Genomic DNA, 17,183 nt, shown 5'->3' with positions numbered 1-17,183 from the left:
AGCATTCGTCAAAAAACGTGATATAATGTCATGAGATTTCTTGACATTGCAAAGGTGTGAATCAAATGAAATTGACAGAAAAAGAAACAGAAATATTAGAAATTTTAGACGAAAACAGCCGCGCCGATTTAGAAACAATCGCAAAGATGGCGGGCATCCCTGTAAATGAAGTAAAAACAATTATTGACAAACTGGAGAAAGAAAAGGTTATTATCGATTATTCCGCTATGATTGACTGGCGAAAAGTCGACGGACATGAGGGCGTTACGGCCATGATTGACGTCAAAGTAACGCCGAAGCGGGGCGTCGGTTTTGATGAAGTGGCGGAACGGATTTACCGATTCCAAGAGGTTGAATCAGTTTACCTGATGTCAGGCGTATACGATTTGTCTGTCGTGATTCGCGGCAATTCGATGTCTGACGTAGCGCGTTTTGTTTCGGATAAACTGTCCACACTTGATTCAGTTGTATCTACGACAACTCATTTTATCCTGAAAAAATACAAGCATGACGGCAAAGTGTTTGAAACAGGAGACGACGACAAAAGAATCGTGGTGTCACCGTAAATGACTTCGTATTTATCTGACTATGTACAACAAATAAAGCCGTCCGGCATCCGCAAATTCTTTGATTTGGCGGCAACGATGGAAGGCGTCATTTCTTTAGGCGTCGGCGAGCCTGATTTTGTTACCGCGTGGAATGTCCGCGAAGCAAGCATTCTCTCTCTTGAACAAGGATATACGTCATACACGGCCAATGCGGGTTTATACTCATTGCGGGAGGAAATCAGCCGTTATTTGAGCAACAGGTTTGACCTTAGCTACTCGCCAGATAATGAGCTGATTGTGACAGTGGGGGCAAGTCAGGCTTTGGATATTGCGATCCGCGCCATTGTGAATCCAGGTGAGGAGGTCATCATTCCTGAGCCGTGTTTTGTGGCGTACGATGCGCTTGTTTCTTTGGCAGGCGGTATCCCGGTTCACGTTCATACAACGGCAGACAAAGGATTTAAAGCAACGGCTGCTGATTTTGAAGCGGCAGTCACTGAAAAAACAAAGGCCATTCTCATCTGCTCACCATCGAATCCGACAGGTTCGGTTTATTCGAAGGAAGAGCTGAATGAGATTGCTGAGTTTGCCAAAAAACATGATGTCATCGTTTTAGCCGACGAGATCTACGCAGAGCTGACATATGATGAGGAATTTACAAGTATAGCGGCATTACCGGGAATGAAGGAACGGACGGTAGTCATCTCAGGCTTTTCAAAAGCATTTGCAATGACGGGCTGGAGGCTCGGTTTTGCCGCGGCACCATCCTTGCTTCGGGATGCCATGCTTAAAATTCATCAGTATGCGATGATGTGCGCGCCCGCAATGGCGCAGTTTGCCGCCCTTGAAGGCCTGAAGAACGGCATGGAAGACGTAGAAAAAATGAAAAAAAGCTATCGAAGAAGACGGAATCTGTTTGTAGAATCGCTCAATGAAATCGGTCTCAGCTGTCATCATCCGGGCGGCGCTTTCTATGCTTTTCCATCAATTAAAAGCACGGGAATGAGTTCAGAACAGTTTGCTGAGGAGCTACTGACGCAGGAAAAAGTGGCCGTTGTTCCTGGAAGTGTGTTTGGTCCGAGTGGTGAGGGGTATATCCGTTGTTCATACGCAACCTCGATTGAACAGCTTCAAGAAGCGTTAGTCAGAATGAAACGCTTCCTGCACAAAACAACATAAAAAAAGATACGAACCTTTTGTTCGCATCCAATAAAAGGGGGGAATACTAGAAAGCCTTTGGTATTTTCAGTTTACCCCCTTTTTGCTGTGCATAAACCTGATTTTTTATAAAAAAGTTTTCTTTGCGGAAATAAGACATGTATGATATAATTTTAAATTGCGTATAAACAGATATATAATTTAACTTAGGAGTTGTTATGAATGGCAGCAAAATTTGAAGTGGGCAGTGTTTACACTGGTAAAGTTACAGGATTACAAGCGTATGGTGCGTTTGTTGCATTAGATGAAGAAACTCAAGGTTTAGTACACATTTCTGAAGTGACTCACGGTTTCGTAAAAGATATCAACGAGCACCTTTCAGTTGGCGACGAAGTACAAGTAAAAGTACTTGCTGTTGATGAAGAAAAAGGCAAAATCAGCCTTTCAATTCGTGCGACACAAGCTGCGCCTGAGAAAAAAGAAAGCAAACCAAGAAAACCTAAAGCTGCTCAAGTAAGCGAAGAAGCTTCTACACCACAAGGTTTCAACACATTAAAAGATAAGCTTGAAGAGTGGATCGAAATGTCCAACCGCAAAGATCTTATCAAAAAATAAGTATGAAAAAAGCACCGGACAGGAATGTTCGGTGCTTTTGCTTTCATGCAAAATCCTATTTCAGCGTATTGATATCCTATCGCATTTCAGGATTTGCTGCTTCTTCACGTGATCTTTCCTCGTTTGGCTTAAATAGCAGACCGAGGTTGATTAAGCCGGCGATTCCGACAAGTCCGTAAATGATTCGGGAAAGGGCTGACCCTTGACCGCCGAAAATAGCCGCTACTAAGTCAAATTGGAAAAATCCGATCAGTCCCCAGTTAATAGCGCCAATGATGGTTAATACAAGACAAATTCTCTGAATGGTACTCATGTTTTGCAACCTCCTCCATGAATTATTAAAACAGTTATAGATTGTGACATATTGGAGAATCTATACATGCTTTCTCCATATGAGGGAAACTGGCCTGCCCTCGCTTATATCAGCTTCTTTCCCAGCATTTTGCAAGATAAAACCATCAGATATGCTGAGAGGCGAGAGCTGATTGCTTTACATGTGGTGAGGACATTCTGCATAATAAAAAATCTAAGGAGGAGATGTCATGCAAAACTTTACATACTGGAATCCGACCAAATTAATTTTCGGGCGCGGCGAAGTGGAAAGACTTCCGGAGGAACTCAAACCTTACGGAAAAAACGTATTGCTTGTGTACGGAGGCGGCAGCATTAAACGCAGCGGTCTGTATGATCAAGTGATTGAACAGCTGAATAAAGCCGGAGCGACCGTGCATGAATTAGCAGGTGTGGAACCGAATCCTCGTGTGTCGACTGTTAATAAAGGTGTTGCCATCTGTAAAGAACAAAACATTGATTTCTTGCTGGCTGTCGGAGGCGGAAGCGTAATCGACTGTACAAAAGCGATTGCCGCAGGAGCGAAGTATGATGGTGATGCGTGGGATATCGTTACGAAAAAGCATCAGCCAAAAGATGCTTTGCCATTCGGAACGGTATTGACTCTCGCTGCAACTGGTTCAGAAATGAACTCAGGATCTGTTATTACAAACTGGGAAACAAAAGAAAAATACGGCTGGGGCAGCCCGCTCGTATTCCCTAAATTCTCGATTCTTGATCCGGTGAATACATTCACCGTACCTAAAAACCACACGATCTACGGGATGGTTGACATGATGAGCCACGTATTCGAACAATACTTCCATCATGTATCAAACACGCCGTATCAGGACCGCATGTGTGAATCACTTTTGCGTACAGTCATTGAAACAGCGCCTAAGCTGATCAATGATCTCGAAAATTACGAATTGCGTGAGACGATCCTGTACACAGGAACAATCGCATTAAACGGCATGCTTTCTATGGGGGCAAGAGGGGATTGGGCTACTCATAATATTGAACATGCAGTATCAGCCGTTTATGATATTCCGCATGCCGGCGGACTGGCAATTTTGTTCCCGAACTGGATGAGACACACATTGTCTGAAAACCCTGCCCGCATGAAACAGCTTGCAGTTCGCGTGTTTGATGTTGAAGAAGCAGGTAAAACAGATGAAGAAATCGCCCTTGAAGGTATCGATAAGCTGTCCGCATTCTGGACAAGCCTTGGCGCTCCGAACCGTCTTGCTGATTATGATATTAATGATGAGCAGCTTGACACAATTGCTGACAAGGCAATGGCTAACGGTACATTCGGTCAATTTAAATCACTCAACAAAGAAGATGTGCTGTCAATTTTGAAAGCATCTCTATAAAAAAAGGGGAAATAGCTGTTTGGCTGCTTCCCTTTTTCTTTTTGTCAACTTATGTTACAATGGAAAATCTGTTTTTTACCAGCATCATTTGGAGGTTTTACTATGGAAAATTTCACTTATTATAATCCGACAAAGCTGATTTTTGGAAAAGGTCAGCTTGAACAATTAAGAAAAGAATTCAAACGATACGGCAAAAATGTACTGCTTGTTTACGGGGGCGGCAGCATTAAACGCAACGGCCTTTATGATCAAGTCACAGGCATTTTAAAAGAAGAGGGCGCTGTTGTTCATGAGCTGTCAGGTGTAGAGCCGAACCCGCGTCTTGCAACAGTGGAAAAAGGCATAGGACTTTGCAGAGAGCATGACATTGATTTTCTGCTTGCTGTCGGCGGAGGCAGTGTGATTGACTGTACAAAGGCAATCGCAGCTGGCGTCAAATACGATGGCGACGCTTGGGATATTTTCAGCAAAAAAGTAACAGCGGAGGATGCGCTGCCGTTTGGCACTGTTTTAACTCTTGCTGCAACAGGGTCTGAAATGAACCCTGATTCCGTGATTACAAACTGGGAAACAAACGAGAAATTTGTATGGGGCAGCAATGTCACTCATCCGCGTTTCTCTATTTTAGACCCTGAAAATACGTTCACCGTTCCAGAAAATCAAACAGTATACGGCATGGTTGACATGATGAGCCACGTATTCGAACAATACTTCCATAATGTTGAAAACACGCCGCTTCAGGATAGAATGTGCTTTGCTGTTTTGCAGACGGTCATCGAAACAGCTCCTAAGCTTCTTGAAGATCTGGAAAACTACAAACTTCGTGAAACGATTTTGTACGCTGGTACTATTGCTTTAAACGGCACGCTCCAAATGGGCTACTTTGGTGACTGGGCTTCTCATACAATGGAACACGCTGTTTCAGCTGTATATGATATTCCGCACGCGGGCGGTTTGGCTATACTGTTCCCAAACTGGATGAGATACACGCTTGATACAAATGTAGGCCGTTTTAAAAACCTAATGCTCAACATGTTTGACATTGATACTGAAGGCAAAACAGATAAAGAAATTGCGCTTGAAGGAATCGATAAACTGTCTGCGTTCTGGACAAGCCTCGGTGCACCTTCTCGTCTTGCTGATTACAATATTGGAGAAGAAAAGCTTGAACTGATTGCTGATATCGCAGCCAAGGAAATGGAACACGGCGGCTTCGGCAACTTCCAAAAACTGAACAAAGATGACGTGCTTGCCATCCTTCGCGCGTCTCTATAAACCCAAAGGGCGGAATCCAGTCATTCCGCCCTTTCTTCTTGACTTGATTTCACAGATAAGTTCATATAAAGTGAAAGATGAAAACATTATACCGTTATGGAGGGACAAGCAATGACGCATGTACGCTTTGACTACTCAAAAGCGTTGACTTTCTTCAACGAACATGAACTTACATATCTGCGGGACTTTGTAAAAACAGCACACCATAATATCCATGAAAAAACAGGCGCGGGCAGCGATTTTCTAGGCTGGGTGGACCTCCCTGAACATTATGATAAAGAAGAATTCGCGCGTATCAAAAAAAGCGCGGAAAAAATCAAATCTGACTCTGATGTCTTGCTTGTTGTCGGCATCGGCGGTTCTTATCTTGGAGCGCGGGCAGCGATTGAAGCGCTGAATCACGCGTTTTATAACACTTTGCCAAAAGCAAAACGCGGCAATCCGCAAGTCATTTTTATCGGGAACAACATCAGTTCATCCTATATGAGAGACGTCATGGATCTTCTTGAAGATGTTGACTTCTCTATTAATGTGATTTCTAAATCAGGTACGACAACTGAACCTGCAATCGCTTTCCGTATTTTCCGCAAGCTTCTTGAAGAGAAATACGGTAAAGAAGAAGCGAAAGCGCGGATTTATGCAACAACTGATAAAGAGCGCGGCGCATTAAAAACGCTTTCTAACGAAGAAGGCTTCGAATCATTCGTTATTCCTGACGATGTCGGCGGCCGTTATTCAGTTTTAACAGCTGTAGGTCTCCTGCCGATTGCTGTCAGCGGCGTCAACATTGATGACATGATGAAAGGCGCCCTGGATGCGAGCAAAGATTTTGCAACATCTGAACTGGAAGATAACCCAGCATACCAATATGCGGTTGTTCGCAATGTCCTTTATAATAAGGGCAAAACAATTGAAATGCTCATCAACTACGAACCGGCGCTTCAATACTTTGCGGAATGGTGGAAGCAGCTGTTCGGAGAAAGCGAAGGGAAAGATGAGAAGGGCATTTATCCTTCTTCAGCGAACTATTCAACAGACCTTCATTCTTTAGGCCAGTATGTACAAGAAGGCCGCAGAGATTTATTCGAAACGGTCCTGAACGTAGAGAAGCCTAAACATGAACTGACAATTGAGGAAGCGGATAACGATCTTGACGGCTTGAACTATTTAGCCGGTAAAACTGTTGATTTCGTTAACAAAAAAGCATTCCAAGGCACGATGCTTGCCCATACAGACGGAAATGTTCCGAACTTAATCGTTAACATTCCTGAGCTGAATGCATATACTTTTGGATACCTTGTATATTTCTTCGAAAAAGCCTGCGCGATGAGCGGTTACCTCCTTGGCGTCAATCCGTTTGACCAGCCTGGTGTAGAAGCGTATAAAGTCAATATGTTTGCGTTACTCGGCAAACCTGGCTTTGAAGAGAAAAAAGCAGAGCTTGAAAAACGTCTGGAAGATTAATGTGAGAAAGCTGACTGGCATTTGCCGGTCGGCTTTTTATAAAATCAGAAAGGTGCTGATGTTCATGAAACAATTGGTTAAACATCTCATCATTGCCGGTTTTTCTGCAGCTATTTTAAGTTTCCTTATCTCCTTTGATGCCGTGTATACAGAGTTTTCTTCAAGCTTTGGCGGCACGCTGTCACATTTTTTCATCCACGCCTTTCTTCTCATTGGTTTGCCGCTTGCCCTTTTTACCGATGCGGTACATCGGATTTTGCATTTAAAACGAACCCATACTCTTTTCACTAAATTAGGACTCTATGCAACGGTTGTTTATGTGTCTTGGGATTCAGCTGTATGGCTTGCAGCGGCAATGGCTGTTTACTTCTTAATTGAATGCGCTTTCTTTTCTGTTGGCCGCGCGAAAGAAACAACGATTTCCATGTAGGCGCCTCTGAATGAAGTCTTGTTCGGCGGGACAGGATAAGTGAAAAAAGGGGCATTCTGATGATACCAATACCTTCCGCGATAGATGGGCAGTCTTTTCTGCTTCAAGAACTGGAACAAGTGATGAAGCCGCTCGGTTATGTGATAAACGGCGGCTGGGAATACGATCATGGCTACTTTGATTATAAAATTGATGATAGAGACGGCTATTTATTTTTAAGAATTCCCGTCAATGCGGTACAGGGCAGTCTCGATGAACGAGGGGCGGCCGTCCGGATCGGAACGCCATTTATGCTGAGACAGGTGTTTCAGGCGGATGTTGACGATCACGCCGAGGGAGGGCCTTTCCAATCACTGTTTAATCAATTTTCCGAACCGGAAAGGCGGGACGCGGAAATTGATCCGGCATTTTTGGATATCGGCGCCTCTCTCGTGAAAGAATTGGAGGATGTTCTGTTACACTAGATGGCAAGGAATTGGTCTGTTTCGAGCACCTTGTATGTAAGAGGAGGGGAAAGCATCGGTCCCTCCTTTTTTTGTACGCCTATAATTGTTGTGTTGTGATCAAGGAAATAGAGAACACAGGTTTTGTAAGCCGCTCCCTTTAGTTCGTCAGGAACAGCAAGAAGCTCCACATGCTGATCAAGTGTCAGCTTGATTCCGTTCTGCTGTTTAGACGGCCGTAACTTGACTTGGTAATGCTGCAGCATCGCCCGGCTGATAAATTCTGAAGTTCCGATGATTTGGTTTGCGCCTGCCCGCTCCGCATTGGTGACAAAACGGTCAGTCAAAATCTCGACGATGCAGTAAGCAAGGGGATTAAGCCCTTTAACAGATAAAAGAGTCAGCACTGACAGCATATCAGCATCAGTTTCACTTTTATACTGATCGGCAGTAATCATCACTGATTCCGCTTCAGTAATATTGGCCCGTTTCAGTGTCCCATCATCGGCAGCGTGCCCGCGTATGAAATGAACGTTTTCAATAAGCGGGCCTTCTGTTAAGGATTCATCGATTAGTACGACTGTTTTGGAAGGGGCGGCAAGCTGAAGGTCCTTCAAAAGCCGGTTTGTTTTTTCATTCCACCCGATCAGAATGATGTGGTCCCGGCCTTTGTAAGCAACTTTTCCTTCGATGTAGCGATGCTGTCTGCTGAATGCGGCCGCTGATAACGTAGCGAAATACGCTGTGACAAAGCTTGCTCCGCTCAAAATCAGCAGTATTCCGGCTGCCTGTCCCAGCGGCGTGTGCGGCACATAGTCTCCATAACCAACTGTCGAAACCGTAACGACAGCCCACCAAATGCCTTCGAATACCGAAGTGAACTGCTTAGGCTCAAGTATATAAATGATTTGGCCGAACAAAAGAATCAGACATAAAATAATTACCCCGATTCGGATAAATAACGGCCACCTGAGCCATGAAATAAATATCCGATTTGATTTCATTCTTTTTCTCCTTCTTCAGATACTGAGATGGATAAAATCTGTTTAATAATTGTATTTAATTTCTCATTTAGCTTTTGCTGGCCGTACTTATCTCGGGCCTGCTTCATTAACACGGCTGTATCATCATCAAGCTGAATAAGCGGTTCATCAATTTCCGATTCATTATACAGCTGGATAAACGCGTCCAGTCCTTCATTCATTCGGTCGATTGCTGTGCTCAGCTGTTCCTTTTCCTCACTCGTCACTTTCATAGCTTCCATCACACCCGTGCTTTTTTCTAACAGTATGTCCCACTTCCGGTGATGTTTTTCAAAAAATGTACAAAACATATAAAACCGGATTTCTCCATAAACTAAAACAAAAAGGATGAAAAAGATGACGATCTTTCAAAGAACGATCGTGGTTTTGATCGGTACGCAGCTGGCGGCATCCGCGGTGATTTTGTTTATTTTCGATTTGAATTCATATAATCACTTTTCCGGAAGCTTCTCCTGGCTTCATTTTCTGAAAGAACTGGCCGGCAGTTTCGCCTTTTATTTGTTTTCAGCAGGCCTGTTCTTTTTGCTGATTGGATTGTGTGCTCCAAGCCGGAAGAAAAAGCGCATTTCTGTACACGGGAAAGAAAACTCATTAAAATAATCGTAATAGAGAAATGATCATGGAAAAAGGATGATGAAAAAATGCTGTTTATATTTTTAACAATAGCCGCATTGGGATTGTCGTTTTGGGCACAATTTAAAGTAAAGAGCAACTTTGAAAAATATTCAAAAGTGGAAGCCTCAAGCGGACGTACAGGGGCAGAAACGGCAAGACGGATTTTAGATATAAACGGTCTTTACGACGTGCCGGTCGAACCGGTAAGAGGCACTTTAACAGACCATTACGACCCGACAAGACGGGTGGTGCGTTTATCTGAGCCGGTCTATTACGGCCGCTCAATTTCCGCCATATCCGTAGCTTCCCATGAAGTCGGACATGCCTTGCAGCATCAGGAGTCATATGGTGCGCTTGTGCTGAGACATAAAATCTTCCCAGTCGTGAATTTTGCATCCGGTGTAGCTCCTTTGCTTTTCTTAGGAGGCATGCTTCTCGGCAGCCTGAATTTGATCGGGCTTGGCATCATACTGTTTTCAGCGGCAGTCTTTTTCCAGCTGATTACATTGCCTGTCGAATTCAATGCAAGTTCACGTGCGAAGCAGATTATTGTGTCAGAAGGATTCATCCGAAACAATGAAGAAAATGGGGTAAATAAAGTGCTGAGTGCTGCTGCCTTAACGTATGTGGCTGCCGCCCTGGTTTCCCTGTTTGAACTACTTCGTTTTGTGATGATTTTCTTAAACGGTCGTGATGAGAATTAACGTTAAGGAGGTGGCCCCTTACCATTTATGGTAAGGGCTTTTTTTGCTTATTTTACAATTGATCGCCATTTTTGTTTTGATTGGCATTACGGCTGTTTTCGTTGCAGCGGAATTTGCGATCGTCAAAATCAGAGGTTCAAAAATCAATCAGCTCATCGAAAGCGGTGACAGCCGAGCACTAGCCGCACATAAAATCATCTCCAATCTTGACGAGTATTTATCAGCCTGCCAGCTCGGGATTACGATTACTGCCCTCGGCCTTGGATGGCTTGGTGAACCGACATTTGAACGCATTCTTCATCCCTTATTTACAATGACAGGCATGCCGGAACCGTTTAACCACATTGTCACATTTGTAGTTGCATTTATCATCGTCACTTTTTTGCATGTGGTGATGGGGGAGCTTGCTCCGAAAACGGTTTCTATTCAAAAAGCTGAAGCTGTAAGCTTATGGATTGCAAAGCCGCTGATCTGGTTTTATAAAATCACGTACCCGTTTATTAAGGCATTAAACGGCTCTGCAAGCTTTCTTGTGAAATTGTTTGGCTTTCATTCAGTAAAGGAGCATGAGGTTGTCATCAGCGAGGAGGAACTAAGACTGATCCTTTCAGAAAGCTATGAAAAGGGAGAAATCAATCAGTCTGAATTCCGCTATGTAAATAAGATTTTTGAATTTGACAACCGGGTAGCGAGAGAGATTATGATTCCGCGGACAGAAATTGCGGTTATCTCTCTGGAGCAGTCGCTTGAAGAGGCAATTCATCACATCATTAATGAACGGTATACACGCTACCCTGTCATCAAAGATGACAAGGATCATATTTTAGGGATCATCAACAGCAAAGATATGTTTAAAGCTTATTTTCTCGGCCAGCCGATAAAGCTGAATCAAATCATGAGGCCCGTTATCAGAGTCATTGAAAGCATTCCTGTTCAGCAGCTGTTAATCCGCATGCAGAAGGAGCGGATTCACATGGCGATTCTCGTGGATGAATATGGGGGAACTGCGGGGCTTGTCACTGTAGAGGATATTATCGAGGAAATCGTCGGGGAAATTCGCGATGAGTATGATCAGGATGAAACACCGCATATCCTGAAAAAGGGCGAGCACCATTATGTGATGGATGGAAAAGCGTTAATAGACGAAGTGAATGACCTTCTCGACATTGCGATTGAAAATGAAGAAATTGATACGATTGCAGGCTGGCTTTTAACGCAAAAAATGGAGCTGAAAGCAGGAGATGTGATACACGCGGAGGGCTGTGAATTTAAAATCCTCGACGCCGAAGATCATCACATCCGTTTTGTAGAAATTAAAAAAACTGATTTTTAATAAAAAACAGCCGGGGAACGAACGGCTGTTTTTTGTGTCATCAAGTCATTTCTTAAAAAGCAATGCTGTGAAGCCTTTTTTCTACATAGGATATATAAGACCGGTACACTGGGAAGGAGTGGCTGTATGAAAAAGGCTTGGTGGAAGGAAGCCGTTGTTTACCAAATTTACCCCCGCAGTTTTAAAGATTCAAATGGAGACGGAATTGGGGATATTCAAGGAATCAGATCCAAGCTTTCTTACATAAAAGAGCTGGGCGCTGACGTCATATGGATTTGCCCGCTGTATGACTCACCGAATGCCGATAATGGCTATGATATCCGGGATTATCAGAACATATTAAGCGAGTTTGGCACCATGGAAGATTTTGACGAGCTGCTTGGTGACATTCATGATCTGGACATGAAGCTGATTATGGATCTCGTTGTGAACCACACAAGCGACGAACATCCATGGTTCATAGAATCCCGTTCATCCATACACTCGGAAAAGCGCGACTGGTATATTTGGAAAGACGGCAAAAACGGAAAAGCGCCCAACAATTGGGAAAGCATTTTCGGCGGGCCGGCTTGGGAGTATGATCAAAAGACAAGCCAGTATTATCTGCACCTTTTTGATAAAAAACAGCCTGATTTGAATTGGGAAAATGAACAGGTGAGGAAAGCCGTTTATGACATGATCAATTGGTGGCTTGATAAAGGAATTGACGGATTTCGGGTGGATGCCATTACGCATATTAAGAAAAAAGAAGGGCTTCCCGACATGCCGAATCCAAAGGGGCTGGACTATGTCCCTTCCTTTCCTTATCATATGAATGCTGACGGCATTATGGATTTGTTAACAGAGCTGAAGGAAAACACATTTTCCCGCTATCCGATTATGACAGTTGGTGAAGCAAACGGCGTCGCTGCAAAAGAAGCAGCTGATTGGGCTGGAGAAAAAAACGGCATATTCAGCATGATTTTTCAATTTGAGCATCTCGGCCTGTGGGATGTAGAGATCAATGAAAGTATTGATATCGTTGCATTTAAACGAATTTTAACTGACTGGCAGGACAGTCTGGAAGGGATCGGCTGGAATGCTTTGTTTATGGAGAATCACGACCAGCCCCGTTCAGTTTCTGTGTGGGGAGACGACGGAGTGTACCTGAAAGAAAGTGCAAAAGCGCTTTCCGCTGTTTATTTTCTCATGAAAGGCACACCGTTTATTTATCAGGGACAGGAACTCGGGATGACGAACGTGGCTTTTCCATCTATTGAGGACTATGATGATGTCGCAATGAAACGCCTGTATGAAACAAAAACAGCGAAAGGCACATCACACGAGGATGTGATGAAGATTGTCTGGAAAAAGGGAAGAGACAATTCGCGAACGCCGATGCAATGGAATGCTGGTCCATACGCCGGATTTTCTGAGGCCAAACCGTGGATCGGAATCAATGAGAATTACAAATGGCTGAATGCCGAGGCGCAAAAAAACGATAAAACATCCGTTTATCATTTTTACAAAAGCTTGATCAAGCTGCGCCAAACATATGATGTTTTTATTAACGGGACATACGAGCTCGTTTTACCGGAAGATCAGCAAATCTTTGCATATCTTCGGAAAAACGAGAGCCATACTGCACTGATTGCGGCCAATCTGACAGGAACACCGGCGTTGTTCAAGCACTCTGGATTGCCATTGTCATCAGATGCACTCGTCTTGTCAAATATTGAAACAGAGCCGCACAAGCATATGACATCAGTACTCTTAAAGCCGTATGAAGCAAGAATATATCTATGGTGCTAAACTCCAGCCTTAGACTGGAGTTTTTTTGTTTTATCGGGTTTATGAGAGCGGTTTAACAGGAAAAAAAAGAACACAGAACGAATTAAGCGATGAGAGCGGACAAACGAAAGGAGAAACAAATGCTGAAAACACTGCAAATCAAAACAACCAAACGAGATGAAATGATTGATATCACCCGGGAGGTGGAAGCGTTTCTTCAAGAAACAGGTATAACGAGTGGCGCAGCGCTGATTTACTGTCCGCATACGACTGCGGGCATTACAATTAATGAAAATGCCGATCCGGACGTCAAAAAAGATATGCTCAGAAGGTTTGATGAGGTATATCCGTGGGAACATGAGCTGGACCGCCATATGGAGGGCAATACAGCTGCACACATGAAGTCGAGTACAGTCGGAGCTTCACAGCATGTCATTGTGGAAAACGGCCGGCTTATTCTTGGAACGTGGCAGGGCATTTATTTCTGCGAATTTGACGGGCCTCGCACCCGGACATGCTATATCAAAATGATGGGATAATAGGCTGTTTTTTATGACAAAAGCATGATCGCTGAACAAGCGCCGATAGCCGGAGGGCTTGTCACACCCGCCCACGCTGCGGCTTTATCGAATGAAGGCACGCTTGGCATTCGGCTATCTCAGTCACGACATGCTCGAAAAGCTAATCCATATGCGAAATAAATAAAGGAAAGCCTTGCATGAGGGATAGTCAATCAATGGATGTAAACGTACCGAGCTTTGCCGAACGTAACTTGATAAACTGAGGTGACAGATATGAACATTCTTCAATATTCTTATAAAAAAAGAGGGAAAATTGAGTTTGTATTTGAAGACTGGCCTCACTCAAAAGTTACAATGGTTCCTATCAAAGGCTACTATTTTGTCCGCTTTATCAAATGGAGCAGCCAGGATCCAATCGTGACAAGAAATGACCTTGAAAAAATGGAGTGGGCTGCGAACCAATATTTCGGCACAGCCCCCTTCTATCGAAAACGAAAGGCATTTGAAACCCCATCGTCCGGAAAATAGGCGATGGGGCTTTTTAGCGGACGATGCGGAAAAGAGACGGAACATCCAGTCTGGTCGCCTGAGACAGAAGGTAGGCTGACTGTAAGGCTCCTTTTTTCCTAAAAGAATTCAGCTTATCAATAATTTGCTGTCCGTTTAAGATTCCAAGACCATGGGCAAAATATTTATCTTCCCCCAGTAAAATCACATTTTCGCCTCTCCATTGCGCCTTTTGCGGATCAAATTCAGGATTCTTAAAATACAAACAATCTCCAAGGAAAAAATGGTGTCCTGTTTCCGTATATATCGGCAATTTCTCATAATGCCAGTCATATAAAATAATTCTGTCAAAGCTGGCATTGAATTTATCTTCTCCGATTGTATCGATTAAGGCCAAGTAATAAATGATAACGATTGCGGTTGCGCATTCAAACGCATAAAACGGGCCGTTCTCAGCAATGTCACGAATCGCTTTTGAAGGCGGCATTCTGTATTTCAGCTCCAAGGCGCCCTCCGGTGAAACCCTCCAATACGTTGTATTCCCGTATGTTTTTAAAAAAGTGGCAAACTTCGCCCCGCTTTTGTGCAGCGTCTTTGCCGCTGCTACAATATTCATCCGCAGTTTAAGCTCAAACATCAGTTCAGCAATTGAATGATAATCAAACTGAACAGGCGTCTCAATCATCTCTTTTAACAGCGGATTCAGATTTTGATCAATCTGCCAATTTTCAATATCCTGGGGACGGAGCAATTGTCCTGATACAATAATCATGTTTAGCCCCCCTTGTTTTTTATAAGATATGCAAAGGGCTTGGGCAATGAAAGTTAAAAAGGCAGAAGACAGCCAAAAAGAACTTCTTCCATTTTTTATTTTAAAACTTTTTTAAGCAGCCGATATATACTGTATCAAACCTGAAGGAGCAAGTGACATGAAGACTTTTATCAATTGGCTGAAGAAACCGTCTATTTCAAAGAAATTAATCGTCTCATTTATTGCGATTCTCATTATCCCTATTCTTATATTAGAATTTAGCTCTTACCGAAGCGCCAGCGGAAAGCTGGATCAGGAAATTATGGGAAATGCGAAAAACAGTGTCGATACATTTAATACAACTGTTACAAATGATCTGGGAGAAAAAGCGAAAGCAGTCACCTTTTTCAGTGAATCTCTTAAAAGATCCGCATTCAAAGGGAAAGCAAATCAAGAAGAGATCAAAGCTAAATTTTCACAATATGTATCTATTAATCAAGGAGTAGCCAGAATTTATGGGGGCGCAGATAACGGCACTTACGTACAAGCGCCAAAAGAAAAATTGCCGGAAGGATACGACCCGAGACAACGCCCTTGGTACCAGGATGCGATGAAGGCCGGCGGTGAAATTGTCGTGACAGATCCTTACGTGGCTGCGAGTGACGGAAGCATGGTCATTACCATTGCACAGGAGCTGAAGGACGGATCTGGCGTTGTCGCCATGGATATTACCATTGATAAATTGTTAGAACAAATGAAACAAATCAAGGTCGGAAAAGAAGGTTATGCTTTCATTGCAACAAAAAACAAAACCTATGTCGCCCACAAGAACCATAAGGCTGGAGAAAAGCTTTCAGGCGACTGGGTAGCCAAAATGTATGCGAATGACAGCGGTGAACTCCAGTATACTCTTAATAACGAAGATAAAAAGATGACCTATACTACAAACGAACTGACTGGTTGGAAAATAGCCGGCACAATGTATATGGATGAAATTAAGGATGCCTCAAAGTCTGTGCTGACAACAGGAATGATCGTGCTGATTGCTTCGATTGTGGCAGGCGGAATTTTAATTCTGTTTATCGTTCGTTCGATTACAAAACCGTTAAAACGTCTTGTCCAATCATCGAAAACGATCAGCAGGGGGGATCTGACCGAAACGATCGAAATCCATTCAAAGGATGAGCTTGGGGAGCTTGGGGAAAGCTTCAATGAAATGGGACAATCTCTTCGCTCGCTGATCAGCGCTATTCAGGACTCGGTGAACAATGTGGCTGCATCTTCCGAACAGCTTACCGCATCTGCCGGGCAGACGAGTAAAGCCACCGAGCATATTACGATGGCGATTGAGCAGTTCTCAAACGGAAACGAGGAGCAAAGCGAAAAGGTTGAATCCAGCTCTCATCAGCTGAACTTAATGAATGAAGGACTCCAGCAAGTCTCACAAACATCGTCAGATATTACAAAGGCATCTATCCAATCAACGGAAATCGCCGGAACGGGTGAGAAGTTTGTGCAGCAGACAGTCGGACAAATGAACTCGATTAATCAATCTGTTCAGCAGGCTGAAGCTGTTGTCAAAGGCTTAGAAGGAAAATCAAAAGACATCACAAGCATTTTGAGAGTCATCAACGGAATCGCTGACCAAACAAATCTGCTTGCACTAAATGCAGCCATTGAAGCGGCGCGTGCCGGAGAGTCAGGACGCGGCTTCTCTGTCGTAGCGGAGGAAGTGCGCAAGCTGGCTGTCCAATCAGCAGATTCAGCGAAAGAAATCGAAAAGCTGATCCAAGAAATCGTCGCAGAAATCGACACCTCTCTTCACATGTTTAAAGAGGTCAATCAGGAAGTACAGTCCGGACTTGTTGTCACAGACAATACAAAAGAAAGCTTCCAGAGCATTTTCAGCATGACAAACGAAATCGCGGGTAAGCTGCAGACGATGAATTCCACCGTCGAGCAGCTGTCAGACCGTTCACAGCATGTTTCAGCAGCAGTCAGCGGCATTGCAGACGTGTCGAAAGAAAGCTCGGCAAGCATCCAGGACATTGCCGCATCAGCTGAAGAACAGCTTGCTTCCATGGAAGAAATCAGTTCCTCAGCGACGACTCTTGCGCAGATGGCAGAAGAGCTTCGCGATCTGACGAAACAATTTAAAATTGAGTAAAAATCGAAAAACAGCGCTATCAAGGCGCTGTTTTTTTATAGGGTAAACGATAATAAAGTCCTAGTTAATCCGGTGAGTTTAGAACTATTTTTCATTTTTTCCTCCATTTTCAATGTAATTTAAAGGAAGATCC

21 protein-coding genes are annotated in these 17,183 nt (G+C 43.6%); 17 read left to right on the top strand and 4 right to left on the bottom strand.

What is annotated here, in order from left to right; genetic code table 11:
* The first annotated feature begins 65 nt into the window (after positions 1-65).
* From WA279_RS19645 to yugI, 3 genes are all read left to right on the top strand, one after another.
* On the top strand, positions 66-566 hold the full coding sequence (locus WA279_RS19645) for an Lrp/AsnC family transcriptional regulator (protein ID WP_009968070.1): 501 nt from the start codon (positions 66-68) through the stop codon (positions 564-566).
* Positions 567-1,727, top strand: a complete 1,161-nt coding sequence (locus tag WA279_RS19640) for an aminotransferase (RefSeq protein WP_003228862.1) — start codon at positions 567-569, stop codon at positions 1,725-1,727. It begins immediately after the preceding gene.
* 201 nt (positions 1,728-1,928) lie between these two features.
* Positions 1,929-2,321 (top strand): S1 domain-containing post-transcriptional regulator GSP13, encoded by a 393-nt coding sequence (gene yugI, locus WA279_RS19635; protein ID WP_003228864.1) that lies wholly within the window; start codon positions 1,929-1,931, stop codon positions 2,319-2,321.
* 76 nt (positions 2,322-2,397) lie between these two features.
* Here yugI and WA279_RS19630 read toward each other — a convergent pair whose 3' ends face one another.
* Positions 2,398-2,634, bottom strand: a complete 237-nt coding sequence (locus WA279_RS19630) for a DUF378 domain-containing protein (protein ID WP_003220771.1) — start codon at positions 2,632-2,634, stop codon at positions 2,398-2,400.
* 229 nt (positions 2,635-2,863) lie between these two features.
* Between WA279_RS19630 and WA279_RS19625 the strand changes: the two genes are divergently transcribed.
* The 5 genes from WA279_RS19625 to WA279_RS19605 all read left to right on the top strand — a co-directional run bounded on the left by WA279_RS19625 (position 2,864) and on the right by WA279_RS19605 (position 7,660).
* Positions 2,864-4,027: an iron-containing alcohol dehydrogenase gene (locus tag WA279_RS19625; RefSeq protein WP_003228869.1), complete on the top strand. Its 1,164-nt coding sequence runs from the start codon at positions 2,864-2,866 to the stop codon at positions 4,025-4,027.
* A 102-nt stretch (positions 4,028-4,129) separates the two neighbouring features.
* Positions 4,130-5,302, top strand: coding sequence for an iron-containing alcohol dehydrogenase (locus tag WA279_RS19620; protein ID WP_336156409.1), 1,173 nt, complete (start codon positions 4,130-4,132; stop codon positions 5,300-5,302).
* Between the two features lie 111 nt (positions 5,303-5,413).
* Positions 5,414-6,766: a glucose-6-phosphate isomerase gene (locus tag WA279_RS19615; RefSeq protein ID WP_003243401.1), complete on the top strand. Its 1,353-nt coding sequence runs from the start codon at positions 5,414-5,416 to the stop codon at positions 6,764-6,766.
* Positions 6,767-6,824: 58 nt separating this feature from the next.
* Positions 6,825-7,196 carry a hypothetical protein gene (locus WA279_RS19610; protein WP_015251349.1) on the top strand — a complete coding sequence of 124 codons (372 nt, stop codon included), beginning with the start codon at positions 6,825-6,827 and terminating at the stop codon, positions 7,194-7,196.
* Between the two features lie 59 nt (positions 7,197-7,255).
* Positions 7,256-7,660: a YugN-like family protein gene (locus WA279_RS19605; protein WP_003228878.1), complete on the top strand. Its 405-nt coding sequence runs from the start codon at positions 7,256-7,258 to the stop codon at positions 7,658-7,660.
* Here the strand turns inward: WA279_RS19605 and kbfO are convergent.
* Both kbfO and mstX read right to left on the bottom strand, forming a co-directional pair.
* Positions 7,657-8,643 carry a potassium channel protein KbfO gene (gene kbfO / locus WA279_RS19600; protein WP_003228881.1) on the bottom strand — a complete coding sequence of 329 codons (987 nt, stop codon included), beginning with the start codon at positions 8,641-8,643 and terminating at the stop codon, positions 7,657-7,659. The two genes, WA279_RS19605 and kbfO, sit on opposite strands and share 4 nt — an antisense overlap.
* Positions 8,640-8,972: a biofilm formation protein MstX gene (mstX, locus tag WA279_RS19595; RefSeq protein ID WP_336156408.1), complete on the bottom strand. Its 333-nt coding sequence runs from the start codon at positions 8,970-8,972 to the stop codon at positions 8,640-8,642. The genes kbfO and mstX overlap by 4 nt, the downstream gene beginning before the upstream one ends.
* Before the next feature lie 46 nt (positions 8,973-9,018).
* Between mstX and WA279_RS19590 the strand changes: the two genes are divergently transcribed.
* The 8 genes from WA279_RS19590 (at position 9,019) to WA279_RS19555 (ending at position 14,153) form a co-directional block, all read left to right on the top strand.
* The gene (locus WA279_RS19590) at positions 9,019-9,282 is read left to right on the top strand and encodes a membrane protein (RefSeq protein ID WP_015483620.1); all 264 of its coding nucleotides are present in this window, start codon (positions 9,019-9,021) and stop codon (positions 9,280-9,282) included.
* A 41-nt stretch (positions 9,283-9,323) separates the two neighbouring features.
* The gene (locus WA279_RS19585) at positions 9,324-10,001 is read left to right on the top strand and encodes a zinc metallopeptidase (protein ID WP_003228889.1); all 678 of its coding nucleotides are present in this window, start codon (positions 9,324-9,326) and stop codon (positions 9,999-10,001) included.
* Between the two features lie 43 nt (positions 10,002-10,044).
* Positions 10,045-11,334 carry a hemolysin family protein gene (locus WA279_RS19580; protein ID WP_336156406.1) on the top strand — a complete coding sequence of 430 codons (1,290 nt, stop codon included), beginning with the start codon at positions 10,045-10,047 and terminating at the stop codon, positions 11,332-11,334.
* Positions 11,335-11,460: 126 nt separating this feature from the next.
* Positions 11,461-13,125, top strand: a complete 1,665-nt coding sequence (locus WA279_RS19575; protein WP_336156405.1) for a glycoside hydrolase family 13 protein — start codon at positions 11,461-11,463, stop codon at positions 13,123-13,125.
* Between the two features lie 25 nt (positions 13,126-13,150).
* A complete protein-coding gene (locus tag WA279_RS19570) occupies positions 13,151-13,285 on the top strand; it encodes a hypothetical protein (RefSeq protein WP_003243642.1) in 135 nt (44 codons plus the stop codon).
* Positions 13,245-13,643 (top strand): secondary thiamine-phosphate synthase enzyme YjbQ, encoded by a 399-nt coding sequence (locus WA279_RS19565; protein ID WP_003243483.1) that lies wholly within the window; start codon positions 13,245-13,247, stop codon positions 13,641-13,643. Before WA279_RS19570 ends, WA279_RS19565 begins: the two co-directional genes overlap by 41 nt.
* A 24-nt stretch (positions 13,644-13,667) precedes the next feature.
* Entirely contained in the window at positions 13,668-13,805 is a 138-nt protein-coding gene (locus WA279_RS19560; protein ID WP_336156404.1) for a hypothetical protein, read from the top strand.
* Positions 13,806-13,898: 93 nt separating this feature from the next.
* Positions 13,899-14,153, top strand: coding sequence for a hypothetical protein (locus WA279_RS19555; protein WP_069322855.1), 255 nt, complete (start codon positions 13,899-13,901; stop codon positions 14,151-14,153).
* A gap of 13 nt (positions 14,154-14,166) precedes the next feature.
* Here the strand turns inward: WA279_RS19555 and WA279_RS19550 are convergent, their stop codons facing one another.
* The gene (locus tag WA279_RS19550) at positions 14,167-14,904 is read right to left on the bottom strand and encodes a protein-glutamine gamma-glutamyltransferase (RefSeq protein WP_015384485.1); all 738 of its coding nucleotides are present in this window, start codon (positions 14,902-14,904) and stop codon (positions 14,167-14,169) included.
* A gap of 157 nt (positions 14,905-15,061) precedes the next feature.
* Here WA279_RS19550 and mcpB point away from each other — a divergent pair, with 157 nt between their 5' ends.
* Complete coding sequence (mcpB, locus tag WA279_RS19545; RefSeq protein WP_336156401.1) at positions 15,062-17,050, top strand: methyl-accepting chemotaxis protein McpB; 1,989 nt, start codon at positions 15,062-15,064, stop codon at positions 17,048-17,050.
* The last annotated feature ends 133 nt before the right edge of the window (positions 17,051-17,183 follow it).

The sequence above is a fragment of the Bacillus sp. 204(2023) genome, from assembly GCF_037027505.1.
GTDB lineage: Bacteria > Bacillota > Bacilli > Bacillales > Bacillaceae > Bacillus > Bacillus subtilis.
This window is presented reverse-complemented; position numbering and strand designations above follow the sequence as displayed.